Source organism: Winogradskyella flava, from assembly GCF_014243395.1.
GTDB classification, from domain to species: Bacteria; Bacteroidota; Bacteroidia; order Flavobacteriales; family Flavobacteriaceae; genus Winogradskyella; species Winogradskyella flava.
This window is the reverse complement of record NZ_JACLCP010000001.1, coordinates 597,955-620,466: the sequence shown is the minus strand read 5'-3', so window position 1 is coordinate 620,466 and position 22,512 is coordinate 597,955. Positions and strand designations below refer to the sequence as shown.

At 34.8% G+C, this 22,512-nt stretch carries 19 protein-coding genes; 12 read left to right on the top strand and 7 right to left on the bottom strand.

All coding sequences use genetic code 11. The features are described from left to right. Window positions 1-20: 20 nt before the first annotated feature. Window positions 21-932: a PorP/SprF family type IX secretion system membrane protein gene (locus H7F21_RS02760; RefSeq protein ID WP_185787699.1), complete on the top strand. Its 912-nt coding sequence runs from the start codon at window positions 21-23 to the stop codon at window positions 930-932. A 19-nt stretch (window positions 933-951) separates the two neighbouring features. Next, a complete protein-coding gene (locus H7F21_RS17475) occupies window positions 952-2,868 on the top strand; it encodes an OmpA family protein (RefSeq protein WP_185787698.1) in 1,917 nt (638 codons plus the stop codon). Between the two features lie 36 nt (window positions 2,869-2,904). Here the strand turns inward: H7F21_RS17475 and H7F21_RS02750 are convergent, their stop codons facing one another. Continuing rightward, entirely contained in the window at window positions 2,905-3,393 is a 489-nt protein-coding gene (locus tag H7F21_RS02750) for a CYTH domain-containing protein (RefSeq protein WP_185787697.1), read from the bottom strand. A 32-nt stretch (window positions 3,394-3,425) separates the two neighbouring features. Here H7F21_RS02750 and dinB point away from each other — a divergent pair, with 32 nt between their 5' ends. Genes dinB through H7F21_RS02735 form a run of 3 tightly spaced genes read left to right on the top strand, consistent with a single transcriptional unit; the run spans window position 3,426 to window position 6,775 of the window. Further along, complete coding sequence (gene dinB, locus H7F21_RS02745) at window positions 3,426-4,535, top strand: DNA polymerase IV (RefSeq protein WP_185787696.1); 1,110 nt, start codon at window positions 3,426-3,428, stop codon at window positions 4,533-4,535. A 47-nt stretch (window positions 4,536-4,582) separates the two neighbouring features. Then, window positions 4,583-5,560, top strand: coding sequence for a TolB family protein (locus H7F21_RS02740; RefSeq protein ID WP_185787695.1), 978 nt, complete (start codon window positions 4,583-4,585; stop codon window positions 5,558-5,560). 36 nt (window positions 5,561-5,596) lie between these two features. Next, complete coding sequence (locus H7F21_RS02735; protein ID WP_185787694.1) at window positions 5,597-6,775, top strand: alpha/beta hydrolase-fold protein; 1,179 nt, start codon at window positions 5,597-5,599, stop codon at window positions 6,773-6,775. Window positions 6,776-6,794: 19 nt separating this feature from the next. On the opposite strand, the gene pyk is transcribed toward H7F21_RS02735, so the two are convergent. The 5 genes from pyk to H7F21_RS02710 all read right to left on the bottom strand — a co-directional run bounded on the left by pyk (window position 6,795) and on the right by H7F21_RS02710 (window position 11,088). Beyond that, the gene (pyk, locus tag H7F21_RS02730) at window positions 6,795-8,237 is read right to left on the bottom strand and encodes a pyruvate kinase (RefSeq protein WP_185787693.1); all 1,443 of its coding nucleotides are present in this window, start codon (window positions 8,235-8,237) and stop codon (window positions 6,795-6,797) included. Window position 8,238: 1 nt separating this feature from the next. Beyond that, complete coding sequence (locus H7F21_RS02725; RefSeq protein WP_185787692.1) at window positions 8,239-8,718, bottom strand: IPExxxVDY family protein; 480 nt, start codon at window positions 8,716-8,718, stop codon at window positions 8,239-8,241. 121 nt (window positions 8,719-8,839) lie between these two features. Next, window positions 8,840-9,583, bottom strand: a complete 744-nt coding sequence (gene rnc, locus H7F21_RS02720) for a ribonuclease III (RefSeq protein ID WP_185787691.1) — start codon at window positions 9,581-9,583, stop codon at window positions 8,840-8,842. 7 nt (window positions 9,584-9,590) lie between these two features. Beyond that, window positions 9,591-10,841: a beta-ketoacyl-ACP synthase II gene (gene fabF / locus H7F21_RS02715; protein WP_185787690.1), complete on the bottom strand. Its 1,251-nt coding sequence runs from the start codon at window positions 10,839-10,841 to the stop codon at window positions 9,591-9,593. Window positions 10,842-10,854: 13 nt separating this feature from the next. Continuing rightward, complete coding sequence (locus tag H7F21_RS02710) at window positions 10,855-11,088, bottom strand: acyl carrier protein (protein WP_008269813.1); 234 nt, start codon at window positions 11,086-11,088, stop codon at window positions 10,855-10,857. Window positions 11,089-11,269: 181 nt separating this feature from the next. On the opposite strand from H7F21_RS02710, the gene purN reads away from it, so the two are divergent. The 4 genes from purN (at window position 11,270) to H7F21_RS02690 (ending at window position 15,417) form a co-directional block, all read left to right on the top strand. Then, the gene (gene purN, locus H7F21_RS02705) at window positions 11,270-11,836 is read left to right on the top strand and encodes a phosphoribosylglycinamide formyltransferase (protein ID WP_185787689.1); all 567 of its coding nucleotides are present in this window, start codon (window positions 11,270-11,272) and stop codon (window positions 11,834-11,836) included. Further along, window positions 11,829-12,470 carry a ribonuclease H1 domain-containing protein gene (locus H7F21_RS02700; RefSeq protein ID WP_185787688.1) on the top strand — a complete coding sequence of 214 codons (642 nt, stop codon included), beginning with the start codon at window positions 11,829-11,831 and terminating at the stop codon, window positions 12,468-12,470. The genes purN and H7F21_RS02700 overlap by 8 nt, the downstream gene beginning before the upstream one ends. 78 nt (window positions 12,471-12,548) lie before the next feature. Continuing rightward, window positions 12,549-13,475, top strand: a complete 927-nt coding sequence (locus tag H7F21_RS02695) for a PfkB family carbohydrate kinase (protein WP_185787687.1) — start codon at window positions 12,549-12,551, stop codon at window positions 13,473-13,475. 43 nt (window positions 13,476-13,518) lie between these two features. Then, the gene (locus H7F21_RS02690; protein WP_185787686.1) at window positions 13,519-15,417 is read left to right on the top strand and encodes an amidophosphoribosyltransferase; all 1,899 of its coding nucleotides are present in this window, start codon (window positions 13,519-13,521) and stop codon (window positions 15,415-15,417) included. A gap of 496 nt (window positions 15,418-15,913) precedes the next feature. On the opposite strand, the gene H7F21_RS02685 is transcribed toward H7F21_RS02690, so the two are convergent. After that, on the bottom strand, window positions 15,914-16,522 hold the full coding sequence (locus H7F21_RS02685; protein ID WP_221892420.1) for a superoxide dismutase: 609 nt from the start codon (window positions 16,520-16,522) through the stop codon (window positions 15,914-15,916). A 112-nt stretch (window positions 16,523-16,634) separates the two neighbouring features. Between H7F21_RS02685 and H7F21_RS02680 the strand changes: the two genes are divergently transcribed. The 3 genes from H7F21_RS02680 to H7F21_RS02670 all read left to right on the top strand — a co-directional run bounded on the left by H7F21_RS02680 (window position 16,635) and on the right by H7F21_RS02670 (window position 22,490). Further along, the gene (locus tag H7F21_RS02680; protein ID WP_185787685.1) at window positions 16,635-19,766 is read left to right on the top strand and encodes a UvrD-helicase domain-containing protein; all 3,132 of its coding nucleotides are present in this window, start codon (window positions 16,635-16,637) and stop codon (window positions 19,764-19,766) included. Between the two features lie 41 nt (window positions 19,767-19,807). Then, window positions 19,808-21,001 carry a glycine C-acetyltransferase gene (gene kbl / locus H7F21_RS02675; RefSeq protein ID WP_185787684.1) on the top strand — a complete coding sequence of 398 codons (1,194 nt, stop codon included), beginning with the start codon at window positions 19,808-19,810 and terminating at the stop codon, window positions 20,999-21,001. Between the two features lie 124 nt (window positions 21,002-21,125). After that, window positions 21,126-22,490: an OmpA family protein gene (locus H7F21_RS02670; RefSeq protein WP_185787683.1), complete on the top strand. Its 1,365-nt coding sequence runs from the start codon at window positions 21,126-21,128 to the stop codon at window positions 22,488-22,490. Window positions 22,491-22,512 lie beyond the last annotated feature (22 nt).

The window sequence follows — 22,512 nt, the reverse complement described above, 5'->3', positions numbered from 1 at the left end:
CTGAATCAACTTAAATTATAATGAAAAAACTCTCTATTATAGCGGTTCTGCTTTTAGCATTTCAAATGCATGGGCAACAAGACCCTCAGTACACACAGTACATGTATAATATGAACGTCATAAATCCAGCCTATGCAGGTTCAAAAGAAGTTACTTCTGGTGGCCTATTATATAGGAACCAATGGAGTGGCATTGATGGAGCTCCAGAGACTGGTACATTTTTTGTCCATGGCCAGGTGGGAAATAACCTTGGAGCAGGATTATCGGTAATTGCTGACCGAGTCGGTCCTGTTAACGAAACTAATGTTTATGCCGATGTTTCGTATACCTTGAAATTTGAAGGTGAGCATCGCTTGGCTTTTGGTATTAAAGCAGGTGCAACATTTCACGACATCAATTTGCAAAGTACTAACGTAGAAGTTGTGGACCCAACTGATCCATTTTTTGGTCTTGGAATAACCAAGACCACACCAAATATAGGAGCGGGTCTATTCTATTATACAAATAAATATTACGTTGCCTTTTCAATACCAAACCTATTAGAATCTGTTCATTTGGACAGTAATGGGAATAAAATTGGCTCAGAAACGCAACATTATTTTTTAACGGGAGGTTATGTGTTTGATCTTTCAGAAAATACAGAGCTCAAACCGTCCTTTATGCTAAAATCGGCTTTTAACGCGCCAACATCTTTTGACCTCAATGTCAATGCACGATTCTTCAAAAAATTTGAAATTGGTGCATCTTACAGATTAGACGATTCGTTTTCTGGACTAATTAACTTTGCTGTTTCTCCAGGTGTTAGACTGGGTTATGCCTATGATGCAGTATCATCGGACATAAATAGATTTGCTCCAGCTTCACATGAGGTGATGTTGCTATTCGATCTAAACTTCCCTAAACGCGTCTCACGTTCACCTAGATATTTTTAACCTGTTAAGCTAAACAATTATGAAAAACTTTAAAACACTATTATTTATAACGTTGATGGGTAGTTTATGCTTAACCGCTCAAAACAACGATACAAAAAGAGCAGATAAAGAGTTTGCTAGATTCGAATATGTTGATGCAGCTGAAAGCTATTTGAAACTTGTAGAAAACGGTAAAGGTTCCGACTACGTATATGGTAGACTAGCCGAAAGCTACTATAATATTTTCAACACTGTTGAAGCAGAACGTTGGTATGCCAAAGCACTAGAGACCTCTAACGATCCTGAAATGATATATAAGTATTCTGAAATGCTTAAGGCCAACGGAAAATATAAAGAATCTAACGAGCAGATGGAAAAATTCGCTTCTATGCGTCCATCAGACAATAGAGCAACGGCTTATAGAAAAAATCCGGATTACCTTCCTAAGATTTTAGAGCAAGGCAAGAAATTCAATGTTCAGAACGCCGGATTTAACTCAGAGCAGTCAGATTTCGGTGGCACCTTGCATGACGGTAAACTTTACATTACTTCAGGTAGAAATGATAGTCGTAAAACTTATGGTTGGAATGAGGAACCTTTTCTAGATATATATACACTAACTGAGAATTCTGATGGCGGATACGACAATCCTACATTAGTAAACAGTTACATAAATACAAGGTTTCATGAAGGTTTAGTATCATTTGCTCCAGATGGAAATACTATGTTCTTCTCTAGAGAGAGTTATTTTGAAAAAGATTTTGAACAAGACTCTTTAAGTAGAACACGTTATGGGCAATTGTACTTATTTAAAGCAACTAAACTAAAAGACGATTGGGACGAAGTAGAAAGTTTATCTATCAATAGCGAAAATTATTCTGTGAAAAACCCTTCTGTAAGTAGCGATGGTTCCACACTCTACTTCGCATCAAATATGCCAGGTGGTTATGGGCAATACGATATTTATAAAGCAACAATAAATGACGATGGCACTATCGGTGAACCACAAAATTTAGGACAAAAAGTCAATACCGAAGGGCAAGAAATGTTTCCCTTTATCAGTAGTAATAACACTCTATATTTTTCATCAAATGGACATTTAGGACTAGGTGGAATGGATGTGTTTTACACTAAAGAAATTGACGGGAAAATGGCACCTATTAGAAATGTAGGCATTCCTATAAGCAGTAATGCTGATGATTTTGCATTTATTATTGATGAAGTATCTGGGGAGGGTTTTGTATCCTCAAATAGAGATGGTGGTATGGGTAGTGATGATATCTATACAATCAAGAAATTGCAACCACTTTGTGATGTATTAATTGCAGCTACTGTTTTAGATGATAAAACGAGAGAGCCAATCAGTGGGGCTAATGTTAGTCTATATGATGACCAAGGCAATAAAGTAGTTACCAAAAGCACGAATGCAGACGGTATAGCGGAGTTCATTATAGAATGTGAAAAAGATACAGAGCTTGAGGTTACTATGGACGACTATGAAAGTAGAAAGGTAGCTCTTCAAGGCACTAGCGATGAAGAGTCTCCTGTTCAAATTTCATTAAGTCCAATTGAGAAAATCATTACACCAGAAGAAATTGTGTTAAATCCTATATTCTTCGAATATGATAAATCTAATATTACGGCTCAAGCAGCTTTTGAATTAGATAAGTTAGTCCAGGTAATGAATAAATACCCAGAACTGGTTATCAAGGCTACATCACATACAGATTACATTGGTTCAGATTCATATAACCAAAGACTTTCTCAACGAAGAGCAAAGAGTACAGAACAATATGTCATTTCTAAAGGTATAGATGAATCTCGCATCTCATCAGAAGGCAAAGGGGAAAGTGAACCTAAAATAGATTGTGGTACAAACTGCACAGACGAAGAACGCCAAATGAATAGACGTTCTGAGTTTTTAATCGTTAGTGGTGGACCAGAATCACAGGAATAATATTTTAATATAAAAATGAAAAGCACTTTGAGACTATCAAGGTGCTTTTTTTTGGTTCCATTTTTTAAAAGGATTTTTACTTAACTGAGAATTATAATACTTAATATCACCTGTAACTTCTTTTCCTAACCAATCCGGTTTTTCAAACGTTTCGTTTTCTGAGTTTAACTCTACCTCAGCAATTATTAGGCCTTCGTTATCTCCGTGAAATTCGTCCACTTCGTAAATGTGGTTGCCTAAATTAATTTCATAGCGCTTTTTATCAATGATTCCTTCTTCGCATAACTCTAAAAGATGTTCAACTTCTTGTTTAGAAATTTCTCTTTCCCACTCAAAACGAGATAGACCATCTTCTGAAGATTTTCCTTTTACAGTCAAATAGCCATTATCCTTTTTTAGCCTCACACGCACGGTCCGTTCCTCATGACTATTTAAAAAGCCTTGCTTTATGATATAACTTTTTGATACTTCTTTTTTAAAGATTTTAGATGTTACTAAAAATTTACGTTCTATTTCTACAGCCATAATCGATAGCATTTAATGCCTAAATTTACATTATGATTGACGATCTGCCAATAAGAAAGATAATTCATGTAGATATGGATGCATTTTACGCTTCCATTGCTCAATTGGATAATCCAGAACTTAGAGGTAAACCCATAGCAGTTGGTGGTGGTGGAAAACGGGGTGTCATAAGCGCTGCAAGCTACGAGGCTCGTAAGTTTGGCGTAAAAAGTGCCATGTCTGGACGCTTAGCTGAAAAGCTTTGTCCACATCTTATTTTTGTAAAGACAGATTTTGACCGCTACAAAGACATCTCCAATCGTATTCGAAAAATTTTTTACGACTATACAGACTTAGTAGAACCATTATCTCTTGATGAAGCTTATTTAGATGTCACAGAAAATAAAATAGGATTGCCTAGTGCTACTTTAATTGCTCAAAAGATAAGATCAAGAATTTTTGATGAAATAGGTTTAACGGCTTCCGCAGGTATCTCCATAAACAAGTTTATAGCAAAAGTGGCAAGTGATTATAACAAACCTAATGGACAAAAAACTGTTAACCCAGAAGATGTCCTTCAGTTCTTAGAAGATTTGGATATTAGAAACTTTTACGGTGTTGGTAAGGTCACAGCAGAAAAAATGTACCAAAAAGGTATTTTTACAGGTAAAGATCTAAAGTCTAAGTCCGCTGATTATTTAGAAGAACACTTTGGTAAGTCTGGAAGATCCTATTATGATATTGTGAGAGGAATTCATAACAGCAAAGTAAAACCAAACCGTATCCGTAAATCTTTAGCAGCAGAACGCACCTTTAATGAAAACCTCTCTTCGGAAATTTTTATGCTAGAAAAACTAGAGCATATTGCCGAAGAAGTTTCAAAGAGATTAGATAAGAGCAAAGTTGCCGGCAAAACCATCACACTAAAAATAAAATTCAGTGATTTTACCCTACAGACACGCAGTAAAACACTTCCTTATTTTATTAGTGATAAGACTGTAATTCTTGATACAGCAAAGGATTTATTATATCAGGATAAATTGAAGAATTCCGTTAGACTATTAGGGATTTCTTTATCGAATTTAAATACGAATGATACCAAACCTAAAACACTTGAAAAAGAAAAAAAATCTGTTAGCGTACAGTTAAAATTCGACTTTTAATCCATTGGATTTCTTAAGTTTATTGAACTAACGCAAACAATCAAAGTATGAAACTTCCAAACTCAATTGTAGTTATACTTTTAATCTTCGCACTGTCTTCCTGCAAAGACAAAGCCCCTCAAAAAGAAGAGTCTCAAAAGGTAGACACGACCAATCAAGAAAAAGAAGGTGTTAAACCTTTTGCGGCGCACATCTTTTCGGAATTTACTAATGTCAGGGATTTCACAATGGATGGAGACGAAACTGAAGCGTATTTTTCATTACAAAGTCCTGGAAGAGAACTCTCCGTAATTATGAAAATTAAGAAAGAAAATGATCAATGGCAGGATCCAGAAATCACCAGTTTCTCCGGACGATATACGGATTTAGAGCCGTTCTTATCGCCGGACAATTTAAAACTTTATTTTGTGTCTAATCGGCCTGTTTTAAAGGATAGTACAAAGACTAAAGACATGGATATATGGTATGTTGAGCGGTCATCAAAAAACGATACTTGGTCTAAGCCAAAGAATATTGGTGCACCAATCAATACAGATGGTGATGAATTTTATCCAGCAGTTGCTAGCAACGGTAATTTATATTTTACAACTATTAAAAAAGAATTGGAATCTGGTGATGATATCTTTGTGAGCAAATGGGAAAACAATGCCTACAGCGAACCTCAGCTTTTAAATGGAGGTGTCAACACCAAAGGTGCTGAATTTAATGCTTATGTAGCTCCAGATGAATCCTATATTATTTTTGGAGGCTGGAGGCGACCAGATGGTATTGGTGCAGGTGACCTATACTTGAGTAAAAATATTGATGGACAATGGACAACTGCAGAAAATTTAGGAGCTGACATCAACTCTAAACAAACGGACTTCTGTCCTTTCATAAATAATGATATTCTGTATTTTACGAGTAGAAGAAGTAATGTTACCCAAAAAGAAAACGGGTTTACCAATGCAGAAGAACTCCTTTCTGAAATTAATAGATATGATAATGGTGCAAGTAGGATTTATCTAGTAAAGTTTGTCAACTAATTTTATTTTAATGAAACAATTTTTCAAATCAAAAAGATGAATACAAAAATTATAATCACTGCTTTTATTTGCTTATTCTTCTTCAGGATGAAAGCACAGGTTAACATTAAGGATAATATTATTGGTTCTTCCATATCAATTGAATCTAAAATATTGAACGATGAAAGAGAGCTTCAGATTTTCTTGCCAGACAATTATGAAAATTCTAAAAAGAATTATCCTGTTCTCTATATTTTAGATGGACAAAGGTACTTTTTGCATGCCGTAAGTCTTCAAAAATCTTTCGTAGAATTTAAACAAACTCCAGATTTTATAATAGTTGGAATTTCAAAAAAACGGTCTGATAGAAATCAAAATTATAATGTTGATTCTCAATCCTATAGAGATTTCATTGAAAAAGAAGTCATTAAATATGTAAATATAACATATAGAACATCTAAAAAACAAATGCTATTTGGTTGGGCTCTTGGTGGTGGTTTTGTTCTGGAAACGTTAATATCGAAGCCCAATTTATTTGACGTCTACATAGCGGCTAGCCCATTTCCATTAAAGGATAAAATGAGTGCCATCGATAGTCTTCTTAAAGCAAATCCTAGTTTTAATAAACTAGTATATTTCACTTCAGGAAGTAATGAGGGCTTAGTCAAAGGGGAAACAAGAAAATTGAAAACTCTTATAACCAATAAAGCTCCCAATTCAATGAATTGGGTATTCAAAGAGCTGAAAAGTGAAGAACATAGATCTACTCCATTTACAACGTTATACCATGGGATTCAACGGTACTATCATTATTATCCTGAATTACAATTTAATAATCTCGAAGAGTTCTCAAATTTTGGTGGGTTAGAATATGTTTACGACTATTACCAAAAAAGAGCTTCTCAATTCGGATTTTCGAATGATTTGTCTGATTGGACCATGTTTAGTATAACAAGAAATGCCATACGCGCAGATGATTTTGTACAATTTGAATCTTTTATTAATGAATTTGAAAAAACACAATTTATCAGCAGAATAAGAGTAAATAGAGCTTGCTTGATAGCTGAATTTTATTTAAAAAATAAGAACTATGATAAGTCATTAGAATTATTTACTCTTTTAGCAGAAAAACATCCTAACAACCCAAGACCACTCAACGGATTAGGTGATACTTACACTGCTTTAAAGAAATTCACCAAAGCATCTAAATATTATAAGAAAGCTAAAGATATTTAAAGAAACTACTAAATCGCGCTTAAAAACTACAACTCTCAATCTCAGTCACACGCAACGTATTTACCATACCCTTAGATTGTATTGGCATTGCAGCTAAGCTAATTAACATATCACCAACTTCGAGATAGCCCTTTTTACAAGCTATGGCGTTCACATCTTCGATAGTTTCATCAGTACTTACGAACTTGTCATAATAAAACGCTTTTACTCCCCAAAGTAAACTCAACTGAGTCAAAATACGTCTGTTGGAAGTAAATACCAAAATGTGTGCTTGCGGTCTCCAAGCTGATATTTGAAATGCTGTATAACCACTATTGGTCAATGTAGAAATGGCCTTAGCATTAATTTCGTTCGCCATATTTGCGGCATGAAAACATATCGCTTTTGTTATATAGCGCTTGGTGCGAATATGTGGCGGAGACTGTGGTACCTCAATCAAAGGGGAATCCTCTACACTACGAATAATATTAGACATTTGGCGAATCACTTGCACAGGATATTGCCCAACAGATGTCTCACCAGATAACATTACAGCATCTGCACCATCCATAACAGAATTGGCTACATCATTAACCTCTGCACGTGTTGGTGTTAAACTCGTAATCATCGTTTCCATCATCTGTGTCGCAATAATTACCGGGATTCTTGCACGCTTCGCTCTGAGTACTAATTTCTTTTGAATCAAAGGCACCTCTTCAGCGGGAATTTCTACACCTAGATCACCACGAGCTACCATTAAACCATCACAATAGGCAACAATCTTATCAATGTTTTCTACAGCTTCAGGTTTTTCAATCTTAGCTATGATTGGAATTTTATGATCACTATGCTCCTTAATTAATTCTTCGAGCTGCATTAAGTCTTCTGCATGGCGCACAAAGGATAGAGCTATCCAGTCTACTTTTTGGCCAATTGCAAAAATAGCATCCTCTATATCTTTTTCGGTTAAAGCAGGCTGCGAAATATTGGTGTTTGGTAGGTTAACACCTTTCTTGGATTTTAAAGGTCCTCCTTGTATGACTTTAGCTTTTACTTCAGATTTACCATCGGTTGAAACAACTTCAAAAATTAACTTTCCATCATCAAGTAAAATGCGTTCGCCAGGATTAGCATCTTGAGGAAAATTATCATAGGTCATATAGACTCGTTCTTTAGTCCCTTCGAATCGTTTTCCAGTTGCGAATATAACTTCATCGCCTTCATTAACAATCACTTCGCCTTTCATTGTGCCAACTCGCAACTTAGGTCCTTGTAAATCTCCTAGTATTGAAGCATTATAGCCATATTCTTCATTAAGGTCCCTAATCATCTGAATGCGCTCTTCCACATCCTTATAATCGGCATGAGAAAAGTTAATTCTAAATACATTGGCACCTTCATCCAACATCGCTTTAAGGGTTTCCTTGTTACTTGTTGCTGGTCCTAATGTGGCTACTATTTTGGTTTTTTTGTTTGACATCAATTTAAAAAATTAAATGGTCTTTTGATTTTATATGTAATGGATCCACTTCATAACTTGTAATAATTTGTGGAATGTTATGAAGTTTATTTAAAATCAGTTTTTCGTTTACGTTTTGTGTCTCTTCAGATATCTTAATGAAATAATCTACCCTTTTAAACTCTGGAATCAGGTGGAATGTTTTCAATGTTTTTTCGCTAGCCTGAAACAAAGTTCCCGAACTGTAAAGGCTATCTTCTTCTTTTTTACAAACATTAGAGACTAAGTTCCAACTGACATATTGTGATGTGTTATTCCACTCAAAAATACTGTAAGAAGATGTTAGATATTGAAAATCCAAATCATTTGGTTTACGCTCTAACTTTAATTCTAAATTCTTGTTGAGTAAATAGGCTAATCTATAATCTTCTATACCACAATGTATCGCTATGAGCTTGTAAGAGTCATCATAAAAATCATCTACCAGAAGTTTATGTAAAGCCATAATATCACAACTTTGAAACGTAAATATAGAATATTAATGAGTTAGATATATCAACTTTTGGTTATTCTTAACCCATAAAATCTACGAAAACGTTATAGTTGAATAAAATTAAACTCATAAACTAAATAAGCTTCGTAATCTGATTTTGAAATGCAAAGAATGCACGTTTGGAAGCTTTTTCTTCGGCTTTCTTTTTTGAAGTAGCTCTAGCTTTGGATACAACTTTATCATTAATACTAAGCTTTACAGAGAAATGCTTTAGCTCATCTACTCCAGTATCTTCATAAATCTCGTAATCAAATGTATTCTTTTCTTTCTGACACCATTCTATAAGCAAGCTTTTATAGCTTATGACTCTGCCCTCTAAAGTCTCAATATCTACATGAGGATTAATCACACGATTATAAATGAATTTTGAGCAAGTTTTATACCCTTTATCTAAATAAATAGCTCCAACTAATGCTTCAAATAGGTTTCCATGTATGTTATTTCCAAAATTAGACTTTGGGATTCTACTCTGCACTAAATCTATGAGGTTCAATTCTTTACCCAATTCATTTAAGTGTTCTCTACTTACTACTTTCGATCGCATCTTGGTTAAGTAGCCTTCATCTCCATGAGGTACTTTTTCAAACAGATATGCTGCAATGACTGAACTCAACATAGCATCACCAACAAATTCTAAACGTTCGTAATTAATGGGATTCCCTTTTTTGTCCTTGATATTCATGGAACGATGGGTAAATGCCTTTAGGTAAAGTGACTTGGATTTAGGTTTAAATCCTAAGATATCTTTTAGTCGTAAAAAAAAATTCCCGTCTTCTTGAGAACGGGAATTTTTTAATATGTTACGAATGAAACTCATTCGGGATTTAATCTAATTTTTTAAATAATACACAAGCGTTGTGACCGCCAAATCCAAATGTATTACTCATTGCTACTTTTATTTCTCGTTTCTGAGCTTTGTTGAGTGTTAAATTTAACTCTGGATCTATGTTTTCGTCAACCGTTTCGTGGTTTATTGTAGGTGGCACTATACCATGTTGCATCGCCATAATAGAAGCAATAGCTTCAATAGCTCCAGCAGCACCCAATAAGTGACCTGTCATAGATTTTGTAGAATTAATATTTATGTTTTTAGCATGACCACCAAATACTTCGGATATAGCTTTTAATTCGGCAACATCACCTAATGGCGTTGACGTACCGTGTGTATTAATATGATCTACATCTTCAGGATTTAAACCTGCGTTTTCTAAACAATTTTTCATTACTGCAACAACACCTATACCTTCAGGATGTGGTGCTGTCATATGATAGGCGTCTGAAGACAAACCTCCACCTACAACTTCCGCATAGATCTTGGCTCCTCTTGCTTTCGCATGTTCGTACTCTTCCAAAACAATCGCGCCTGCGCCTTCACCTAAAACAAAACCGTCACGGTTTGCATCAAATGGTCTGGATGCTGTTTCTGGGCTATCATTTCTTGTACTCATGGCATGCATAGCGTTAAAACCGCCCATACCAGCAATAGTTACTGCAGCTTCACTTCCCCCTGTAATTACAACATCGCAATGTCCTAAACGAATCGTGTTTAAGGCATCAATCATTGAATTAGCAGAAGAAGCACAAGCAGAAACTGTTGTGTAGTTAGGACCCATGAAACCATATTTAATGGATATGTTTCCAGGTGCTATATCAGCAATCATTTTAGGAATGAAACGTGGACTAAATCTAGGCGTTCCGTCACCTGCGGCAAAGTTCAACACTTCTTCTTGAAATGTTTCTAAGCCACCTATTCCGGCACCCCAAATTACGCCAACTCTTAATTTATTTATCGCTTCTAGATCTAGTTTTGAGTCTACAATTGCCTCATCCGAAGCCACCATTGCATACTGCGAAAACTTATCCATCTGTCGTGCTAACTTTCTTTCAATAAAGTCAGTTACTTCAAAGTTTTTTACTTCACAAGCGAACTGCGTCTTGAACTTTTCAGCATCAAAATAGGTTATAGGTGCAGCACCACTCTTACCGTTAACAAGACCATCCCAATATTCATCCTTGGTATTGCCTATGGGTGTAAGTGCGCCTAGACCAGTAACTACGACTCGCTTTAATTCCATAAAAATGAAGTTCTTATTTTGCTTCCTCTATGTATGAGATAGCTTGACCAACTGTTGCAATGTTTTCAGCTTGATCGTCTGGGATTTGAATATCAAATTCTTTTTCAAATTCCATTATTAATTCTACAGTATCTAATGAATCTGCACCTAAGTCGTTAGTGAAGCTAGCTTCAGTTACAACTTCGTTTTCATCAACACCTAATTTGTCTACGATAATCGCTTTTACTCTTGATGCAATGTCTGACATAATCTTTTAATTTTAAGTTTTAATTAGACCGCAAAAATAAAAAACTTTATTTTAAAAATCACCTTTACCGATAAAATGTGCCTTTAATTGCAAAAAATCGATAGAAGTATTTTTGTTTTGCGTCTAATTGTAAATTATTATTCTTTTTTTTGTTTGAATAATATAACATTGATAGCGGTAAATGAAACGAATTGTAATTTTTGCGTCCGGAAGTGGATCTAATGCTGAAAATTTAATTAAGTTTTTTCACAACAGCGATAATGCGTCTGTTATTCAGGTACTAACTAACAATCCTCATGCCAAAGTTCTGGATCGATGTAAAAGATTAAAAATTAGCGCTTTATCTTTCAATAGAACAGCATTTTCTAGATCAGAAGATATTCTTAATATTCTAATAGTTACCCGACCAGATTTGATTGTTTTAGCCGGATTTCTTTGGAAATTCCCTGAATTTATCTTGAATGAATTTGAAAACAAAGTGATAAATATTCATCCTGCGCTTTTACCTAAATATGGTGGAAAAGGTATGTATGGTATACATGTGCATGAAGCTGTAGTTGCAAATAAAGAAACAGAAACAGGCATAACGATTCATTACGTGAATGAAAATTATGATGAAGGTGCTGTTATTTTTCAAGCAAAGTGCAATGTTTCACCTACCGACTCTGTTAAAGATGTAGCTGCTAAAATTCATGAGTTGGAAATGGAGCATTTCCCATTGGTTATTGATAAACTATTAAGTGAGTAAAAAGAAAAGAAAATATTACACAGTATGGAAAGGTCAGAAGACTGGAGTCTTTGAATCTTGGGATGATTGCAAAGCTCAAATCAAAGATTATAAAGGTGCACAATATAAATCTTTTGCAACATTTGAAGCTGCAAAAAAAGCTTATAAAGAGGGTCCGAAAGACTATATAGGAAAGTCTAAAACTTTTAAAAGTGAGCTTTCTGATGCTCAACTTAAAAAAATTGGGCAGCCCAATTATAATTCTATTTCTGTAGATGCGGCTTCGAGTGGTAATCCTGGCAAAATGGAATATCGAGGTGTGGATACCAAAACCAAAAAACAACTATTTATTCAAGGCCCTTTTAAAGAGGGTACAAACAATATAGGTGAGTTCTTGGCCATCGTTCACGGCTTGGCTTTTTTAAAACAGCATAAAAGTGATCGAATTATTTACACGGATTCTAGGACCGCAATGAGTTGGGTGAGGAAGAAAATGTGCAATTCTAAATTAGACCGTAGTGAAAAGAATAAAGATTTATTTGAATTGGTAGATCGTGCAGTCAAATGGCTAAAAACAAATGAATATGCTACGACTATAGTGAAATGGGAAACCAAGGCTTGGGGAGAAATCCCGGCAGATTTCGGAAGAAAATAGCTATTTCAATTCTTGGATTTTGATATTTTATGAGGAATATATTTTATGTACTTTTGCACCTTAATTATAATTTGGATAATGGGAAAATTGGTGATTGTTGGAACTGTAGCTTTTGATGCTATTGAAACACCTTTTGGTAAAACCGACAAAATTCTTGGTGGAGCAGGAACTTTTATAGGACTGGCTGCTTCCAACTTTAATATAGATTCCTCAGTTGTTTCTGTTGTTGGTGGCGATTTTCCTCAAGAATATTTAGACTTAATGTCCAAAAGACATATTGATGTCTCTGGTATTGAAATCGTAAAAGAGGGTAAGACGTTCTTTTGGAGCGGTAAGTACCATAATGACATGAACTCTCGTGATACTTTAATCACAGAATTAAATGTGCTTGCAGACTTTGAGCCAAAAGTCCCTGAAACGTATAAAGATTCAGAAGTGGTAATGTTGGGGAATTTGCACCCTTTAACTCAAATGAGCGTCTTAAATCAAATGACGACTAAACCAAAGTTGGTCATTTTAGATACCATGAACTTTTGGATGGATTGTGCGTTAGAAGATTTACACAATACCATTAAGCACATTGATGTTATTACTATAAATGATGAAGAGGCAAGACAGCTAACCGGTGAATATTCTTTAGTTGTTGCAGCAAGAAAGATTCATGATATGGGTCCAAAATATGTCGTAATTAAAAAAGGAGAACATGGCGCCTTATTATTCCATGATGACAATGTGTTTTATGCACCTGCTTTACCATTAGAAGAAGTTTTTGATCCTACAGGTGCTGGCGATACTTTCGCGGGTGGTTTTGCTGGCTATTTAGCAAAAACAGGTGATTATTCTTTTGAGAACATGAAAACAGCCGTCATTTATGGGTCGACATTAGCATCATTTTGTGTCGAAAAATTTGGCACAGAGCGTATGCAAAATCTGACGGACAAAGAAATTTATAAACGTTTAGATCAGTTTAAGAGTCTAACGCAATTTGATATAGAATTAACTTAAAACCAGCGCGCTCAAAAATGAGCGCGTTTTTTTATTACATAATATGAGTGATGCTTTAAAACATGAGTGCGGAATTGCACTTATTAGATTACTTAAGCCATTAGAATACTATAAAGAAAAGTACGGAAGTGCATTTTACGGTGTCAACAAAATGTATTTAATGATGGAGAAGCAGCACAACCGTGGACAAGATGGTGCTGGTTTAGCAAGCATAAAGTTGGATACACAACCTGGTGAGCGCTATATCAGTAGAGTGCGATCTGTAGCACAACAACCCATACAGGACATATTTTCTCAAATCAATGAGCGTATCAATGATGAAATAACAAAAAATCCTCAATACAAAAATGATGTCGCACTTCAGAAAAAGCATATTCCTTATGTGGGGGAATTATTATTGGGACATGTGCGGTATGGAACGTTTGGGAAAAACAGTGTTGAGAGTGTTCATCCTTTTTTAAGGCAGAACAATTGGATGCATAGGAATCTTATTGTCGCTGGAAATTTTAACATGACCAATGTCAACGAACTTTTTGACAACCTAGTAGATATTGGGCAACATCCTAAGGAAAAAGCAGATACTATTACAGTAATGGAAAAAATAGGCCATTTCTTAGATGATGCTGTAAGTAAAATATATAAGGACTTAAAGAAAGAAGGCTATTCCAAAATTGAATGTTCTCCCTTAATTGCAGAACGCCTAAAACTCAATAAAATATTAAAACGTGCCGCTAAGAATTGGGATGGTGGATACGCTATGGCTGGTTTATTAGGGCATGGTGATTCCTTTGTGTTAAGAGATCCAGCAGGTATTCGACCAGCTTATTATTATAAAGATGAAGAAGTGGTGGTAGTTGCTTCAGAACGACCAGTGATACAAACTGTTTTCAACGTTCCTTTTGAGGAAGTCATGGAGCTAGATCCAGGACACGCCATTATCACCAAAAAATCTGGATCAACTGAAATTAAAAAAATACTTGAGCCGTTAGAGCGCAAAGCCTGTTCTTTTGAACGTATTTATTTTTCTCGTGGAAGTGATGCCGAAATCTATGAAGAACGAAAACAATTAGGGAGACTACTAATGCCAAAAGTCTTAGAGGCCATTGATAACGATACTGAAAATACAGTCTTCTCCTATATTCCAAATACAGCCGAAACGTCATTCTTTGGAATGATAGACACCGTTGAAGAACATCTTAATCATAAGAAGACTAAAGCTATTCTTAAAGGTCAGCGAGAACTATCGGCTCAGAAAGTTGAAGAGATTTTATCCGAACGTCCTCGTATTGAAAAGATAGCCATTAAGGATGTAAAGCTTAGAACATTTATTACCGAAGACAGTAGTAGAGATGATTTGGTAGCACATGTCTATGACGTTACTTATGGCGTTATAAAACCAACCGACAATTTGGTAATTATAGACGATAGTATTGTGCGAGGTACAACACTTAAAAAAAGTATCATTAGAATGATGGATCGCCTTAATCCTAAAAAGATTGTGGTAGTCTCATCTGCTCCTCAAATTCGTTATCCAGATTGTTATGGTATTGATATGGCAAACCTAGAAAGCCTCATAGCTTTTAGAGCTGCATTAGAGCTTTTAAAGGATAATAATAAATACCACATAGTGGAAGAGGTATATCAAAAATGTCTTAAACAGGTTAGCCTTAAGGATAGAAATGTTGTTAATCACGTTAAGGATATCTATGATAGTTTTACGGACGAACAAATCTCAGACAAAATTTCGGAGTTATTAAGTGATGACGATGTGAAAGCAGAAGTGAAAATTATTTTTCAACCTGTTCATAATCTGCATAAAGCCTGCCCAAAGAATTTAGGGGATTGGTATTTTACAGGTAAATATCCAACAGATGGAGGCAACAGAGTTGTGAATAGAGCATTTATCAATTTCTACGAGGGAAACAAGGAGCGCGCTTACTAATTATCATCCCAAAATAGCGTTTAATCCGAAAAATTGTGTATTTTATCTAAGAAAAGTGCATTTCATCCAATATATGTACTGTTTTAACAAATAACATCTACATTGGTATCACCATAACATAAGTAGGTTAAGTTCATGGTAGATTTGGGGCAAAAAAAGGTGAACATTGTTCACCTTTTTTTATGTCCTTAATTAAAGCAAAGGTTTAAGTAATCTCATGTTTTTTAGACCAATTGCAATCTGAATTATTGAAGAATCGCAGTAGTTTCCACGCTTAGACTAATATATAGGTCGTTTATCCAAAAAATTAATCAGTTAAAATAATGTAAACCTATATTTGACTCACCATAACATAAGTAGGTTAAGTTTATGGTAGATTTGGGGCAAAAAAGGTGAACTCTCTGTTCACCTTTTTTCATTTAATAACTCATATATTTTCTAAACAAAAAATCCAAGCTAAGAGCTTGGATTTATATATTCAAATAATTGCTAATGCTTATTTTGCTTCTGCATAACGACGCTCAACTTCATTCCAGTTGATTACCTTAAAGAATGCTTCAATATAATCTGGTCTTCTATTTTGATAATTCAAATAGTAGGCATGTTCCCAAACGTCTAAACCTAAAATTGGTGTGCCTCCACAGCTTACTCCTGGCATTAATGGATTATCTTGATTTGGCGTAGAACAAACTTCAACTTTACCTCCTTTATGTACACATAACCAAGCCCATCCAGACCCAAACTGGGTTGCCGCAGCTTTAGAAAAAGCCTCGATAAAAGCATCTTTAGACCCAAACTCAGCTTCGATCGCATCCTTTAATTCTCCTGAAAGATAACCTCTATCTTCAGGATTCATAACCTCCCAAAATAATGAATGGTTATAAAAGCCCCCTCCATTATTTCTTACTCCACTATTGCTCATATCCAAATTAGTCAAAATATCTTCAATGGATTTATTTTCTAAATCGGTTCCTTCAATTGCTGCATTAAGTTTTGTAGTATATCCGTTATGATGCTTAGAATGATGAATCTCCATCGTACGAGCATCAATATGAGGTTCTAAGGCATCATAAGCATATTTTAATTTTGGTAATTCAAAAGCCATAATATTTTTGTTTTAGTGATTAAAAATTTGATTTTAACAAATTTACGATTTTGAAGACAAGAAGTTCTAAATTAATTATTAAGATTCCCTATTTTGGTATAAAATTTATCTTTTGCAGAATTCAGCCTTTAGAATATATAATGCCTCCGCTGGTAGCGGAAAAACATTCACTCTTGCAAAATCTTACATAAAAATACTCGTTGCTTCCCCTAATTACGATCAGTTTAAATCTATCCTCGCCATAACTTTTACCAACAAGGCCGTTGGTGAAATGAAAGCGCGCATTATAGATATGCTAAAGTCATTTTCAAATGAAAAAAGCCTGAAAGATCCTCATCCTATGTTTTCTGCCATTTGTGAAGAATTATCTATTTCATCAGAATATCTTCACAAAAAATCAAAGTTAATTTTAAAGCATATCATCCATAATTACGGTGCATTTGATATTTCTACCATTGATGGTTTTACACATCGTCTAATAAGGACATTCGCTTATGACCTGAAGCTTCCTGTAAATTTTGAAGTAGAACTGGACCAAGAGCGATTGCTTAATGAAGCTGTTGATAGCTTAATATCAAAAGCTGGAACTAATGAAGACCTAACAAAAGTATTAGTAGATTTTGCCATAGAAAAAGCAGATGAGGATAAAAGCTGGGATATTAGTTACGACCTTAATAAGATCGCTAAATTATTAGTTAGTGAAAATGACCTACGTGCAATCGAAAGTTTTAAAGACAAAACTTTAGAAGATTTTAAAAAGCTAAAATCAAAATTGTCAAAAGCTATCTCAACTTTGGAAAATGAGATTATAGAAATATCTGAGCAAACTCTTACCTTTATTGAAGAGTGTGGTTTACAATACGATGATTTCAATAGAAAGTCACTACCCAATCACTTCTATAATCTGAGAAACAAAAAATTCAATATTAAATTTGATGCTACATGGCAAAATGATTTAATTGAGGGAAGACCACTTTATCCCAAACGGGTTAGTGATGATATAAAATCAACTATAGAGCGTATTCAATCACAATTGACTGACGTTTTTACCCAAACGAAAACTTTAGTTTATCAACATAAATTAAAAAAAGGCTTTTATAAAAACATTACACCACTTTCGGTTCTAAATGTCATTCAGCATGAATTGAATACTCTCAAAGAAGAGCAAAATAAAATGCTCATTTCAGAATTCAACAAAATAATTAGTAAAGAAATAAAAGATCAACCTACACCTTTTATCTACGAACGTTTAGGGGAAAAATTTAAGCATTATTTTATAGATGAATTTCAAGACACTTCAAAGATGCAATGGGAAAACCTTGTACCACTTTTAGACAACGCCTTATCTGCTGCTAATGGTTCTGTAATGTTGGTTGGCGACGCTAAACAAGCCATATACAGGTGGCGCGGCGGTGAAGCCGAACAGTTTATAGATCTTTATAATAACAGTAAAAACCCGTTCCAAGTAGAGGCCGAAATTTTCTCTCTAGATACTAACTACAGAAGCAGTAAGGAAATTATCAACTTCAACAATTCATTTTTTAAATTTATAGGCGAAAATTACTTTAGCAATATTGACTATAGTCAGCTCTATAAAAATGCTCCGCAGAACACTAATAAGGATTCAGAGGGTTATGTGAGTCTCAAGTTTTTAGACATTGAAAAAGAAGATAATACAGAAGAATTATATACCTCTCAGGTTTTTGACACTATAAATAAATGTGTGTCTCATGGCTTTTTATTAAGTGATATCTGTGTTTTGGTAAGAAAACGGAAAGATGGCGTTGCTGTCGCAAACTACTTAAGTGAAAAAGGAATAAAAATTGCCTCTTCTGAGACATTGCTTTTAATAAATTCCGAAAAAGTTATTTTTATTGACTCATTTCTGAAACTCTTACTACAACCTGACAATGATGCATTGAAAGTAGAGGTATTGTCTTTTTTAACAGAACAAAATGAGGTAAAGGATAAGCATACTTTTTTCACAACACACCTCAAGCCAAAACTTGCTGATTTACTCGAAAGTTTAACCTCTATAAATATTAATGTTCATAGGAAGCAATTACTGCATCTACCCCTGTATGAGCTTATAGAACAGATAGTGAGGATCTTTAAATTTCAAAATACTTCTGACGCTTACCTTCAATCTTATTTAGATGTTGTGTTGGAATTCACCCAAAAACAAAATTCTGATTTAGCTGCTTTTTTAGACTACTTTGATAAGAATAAAGAACGTCTCAGTACTATTTCACCTGAAAATACAAATGCAGTTAGAGTAATGACCATCCATAAGTCTAAAGGCCTAGAATTTCCAGTTGTCATATTTCCTTTTGCAGATCTTAACATTTATAAAGAATTAGAACCTAAAATCTGGTTTCCAGTAAAAAAAGAGACCTATCAAGGTTTTGAAACTATGCTTCTAAATTACAATAAAGACCTTGAATATTTTGGTGATGATGGTAAAGAAATATATAACACCCATCAATCGCAACTAGAACTGGATAACATCAATCTGCTCTATGTGGTTTTAACTAGAACTGTAGACCAACTTTATATCATATCCAAAAAAGATATTAATTCCAAAGGTGTTGTAAACAAAAGTACTTATGCCGGTATGTTAATTTCATATTTATTAAGCATAGGGCTATGGTCTAATAACCGACTTGAATATGACTTTGGTGAATTTAATTCACATCATAAAAAAGAGAAAGAAATCAAAACTTCACAATCAATACAACTCATATCTATTTCTAAAGAAGAGCATAACTTAAATATTGTTACAAAGGCAGGACTTTTATGGGATACAAAGCAGGAAAAGGCTATAGAAAGAGGTAATTTAGTCCATCTTATTTTGTCGAAGATTAAGACTGTCCAAGATATTGATTTTGCTTTTAACGATTTATTAATTTCGGGAGATTTAACGAACGAAAATGTTCGCGAAATAAAGGCTTTGGTTTTGTCTGTTGTTGAACACCCCAAATTAAATGCTTTCTTCAAGCAAGATCAACTTATTTATAATGAAAGAGATATCATTATGAAAACTGGAGAAATACTAAGACCCGATCGCATAAATATCGATTCTAACAATGAAGTCACTATAATAGATTACAAAACAGGTGAGCAAAAGGACTATTACAAATCTCAACTCAATACCTATGCCCGGCTATTAGAGACCATGAATTATAAGGTTAAAAATAAGTACATCGTCTATATAAATGACAATGTCGATATTATTGAAATCTAAGTTATACATAGTATCTTTGCATAAGAACTAACACCAAAAATATGTACGGAGATATAAAATCGTTTTTACAACAAGAAATAGAAGCTATAAAAGATGCTGGTCTTTACAAAGAAGAGCGCATAATAACCTCTCCTCAAGGTGCTGAAATCACTTTAGACTCAGGACAGAAGGTTCTTAATTTTTGTGCCAATAACTATTTAGGATTATCGTCACACCCAGAGGTTATTAAAGCTGCAAAAGACACTTTGGATTCTCATGGTTTCGGAATGTCTTCAGTAAGGTTTATATGCGGTACTCAAGATATCCATAAAGAGTTAGAGCAAAAGATTGCCGATTTCTATGGTACTGAAGACACTATTCTATATGCCGCTGCTTTTGATGCTAATGGTGGCGTCTTTGAACCTCTTTTGACAAAGGATGATGCTATTATTTCAGATTCTTTAAATCATGCATCAATTATTGATGGTGTTAGGCTTTGTAAAGCTGCTAGATATCGCTATCAGAATAATGATATGGCAGATCTCGAAAAGCAACTCATTGCTGCGAATGAAAATGGTGCGCGCTTCAAAATTATTGTTACGGATGGCGTATTCTCCATGGATGGACTCGTTGCGCCTTTGGATAAAATTTGTGATTTAGCAGATAAATATGATGCATTAGTTATGATAGACGAGTGCCATGCAACTGGTTTTATTGGAGAAACTGGTATTGGTACTTTAGAAGAAAAAGGCGTTTTAGGTAGGATAGATATTATCACGGGGACTCTGGGAAAAGCCATGGGTGGCGCTATGGGTGGCTATACAACGGCCAAGAAAGAAATTATTGAAATTCTTAGACAACGCTCAAGACCTTATTTATTTTCGAATTCTTTGGCTCCTGCAATAGTTGGTGCATCAATAAAAGTGTTCGACATGCTCAAAAATGATACATCCTTAAGAGATAAGGTGGATTGGAATACAAAATATTTCAAAAAAGGCATGAAAGAAGCTGGATTTGATATTGTGGATGGCGATTCTGCAATTGTACCAGTCATGTTGTACGATGCAAAACTATCTCAAACCATGGCGAATATGTTATTAAAAGAGGGCGTCTATGTCATTGGATTCTTTTATCCAGTAGTGCCAAAAGATAAGGCTAGAATACGTGTGCAATTATCAGCAGCTCATACCAAAGAACAACTTGATAAAGCAATTACTGCATTCATTAAAGTGGGTAAAACTTTGGAAGTTATTTAAAATTGTTCCAAACACCGTATTTTGGGGCTTTATAACAATATTTTTATATATTTGTCTTTGTTAATAATATTTAACAACTTACTTTTGCCAACAATTAACACTTAAAATTAAAATTAATTAGAATATGAAAAATCTTAGCAGATTATTATTTGTGACAGTGCTTCTAGTATGTTTTAGCACTACGAATGCGCAAGATCAAAACAATCCATGGGCCGTTACAATTGGTGTAAATGCTGTCGATGCATATCCAGTAGGTGAAGATGCGCCTCAAGGAGGTTATTTTGACAAATTCTTCGACGTGGGAGATCATTGGAACATCCTTCCGTCAGTTTCTACAATCGCAGTCTCAAGATATTTGAGCGATGGTTTTACATTCACTGCTACTGGTTCTATCAATAGAATCGATAAGTTTGGTGATGCTGGCGTTGACGATTTATCTTATTTCGGTTTAGATGGTAGAGTTTCATACAGTTTAATGGATTTAGTAGGTTCTAAAACTATTGACCCTTATTTAGGTGTTGGTGGTGGTTACACTTGGTTAGACGAAATTGGTGCTGGTACTTTAAATGGTACTTTAGGTATCAAATTTTGGATAAGTGAAAAAGTAGGTATTGATGTTCAATCAACTTACAAGCACGCTTTCGAAGATTACCTTCCAAAACATTTTCAACATTCAGTTGGTGTATCGTTTAAATTTGGTGGTACTGATACTGATGGTGATGGTATATATGATCAAGATGACGCATGTCCAGAAGAAGCTGGTTTAGAAATCTTTAATGGTTGTCCAGATTCTGATAACGATGGTATACAAGATTCAAAAGATGATTGTCCTAACACTGCTGGTCTAGCTGAATTTAACGGTTGCCCTGATGGAGATGGTGACGGTGTAATGGACAAAGATGATAAGTGTCCTGCTGTTGCTGGTCTTAAAGCATTAATGGGATGTCCAGATGCTGATGGTGATGGTGTTGCTGATGGCGATGATAACTGTCCTAACGAATCAGGTCCTGCAGCGAACAATGGCTGTCCTTGGCCAGACACTGATGGTGATGGTATTTTAGACAAAGATGATAAATGTCCTAACGAAGCTGGAACAGCTGCTAATAACGGTTGTCCTGAAGTTAAGCCAACTGAAGAGGTTATGGAAACTTTAAATAGTTATGCTAGAACTATCTTATTTGATACTGGAAAAGCTTCATTTAAAAAGGAAACTGATCAAGTTCTGCAAGCAATGGTTGCTATCTTTAAGGAATATCCTAGAGCTGACTTTGCTATTGAAGGGCATACTGATAGTGTAGGTTCTAAATCTACAAATCAAGCTTTATCTGATAGAAGAGCTAATGCAGTTAGAGATTATTTAATCGCTAATGGTATCGCAGCTGACAGATTAACTGCTGCTGGTTATGGTGAAGATAACCCTATCGCTAACAACAAGACAAGAGCTGGTAGAAAAGAAAACAGACGTGTAGAAGTTAAGTTAAAGAACTAAGCGAAACACACTTCTAAAATAG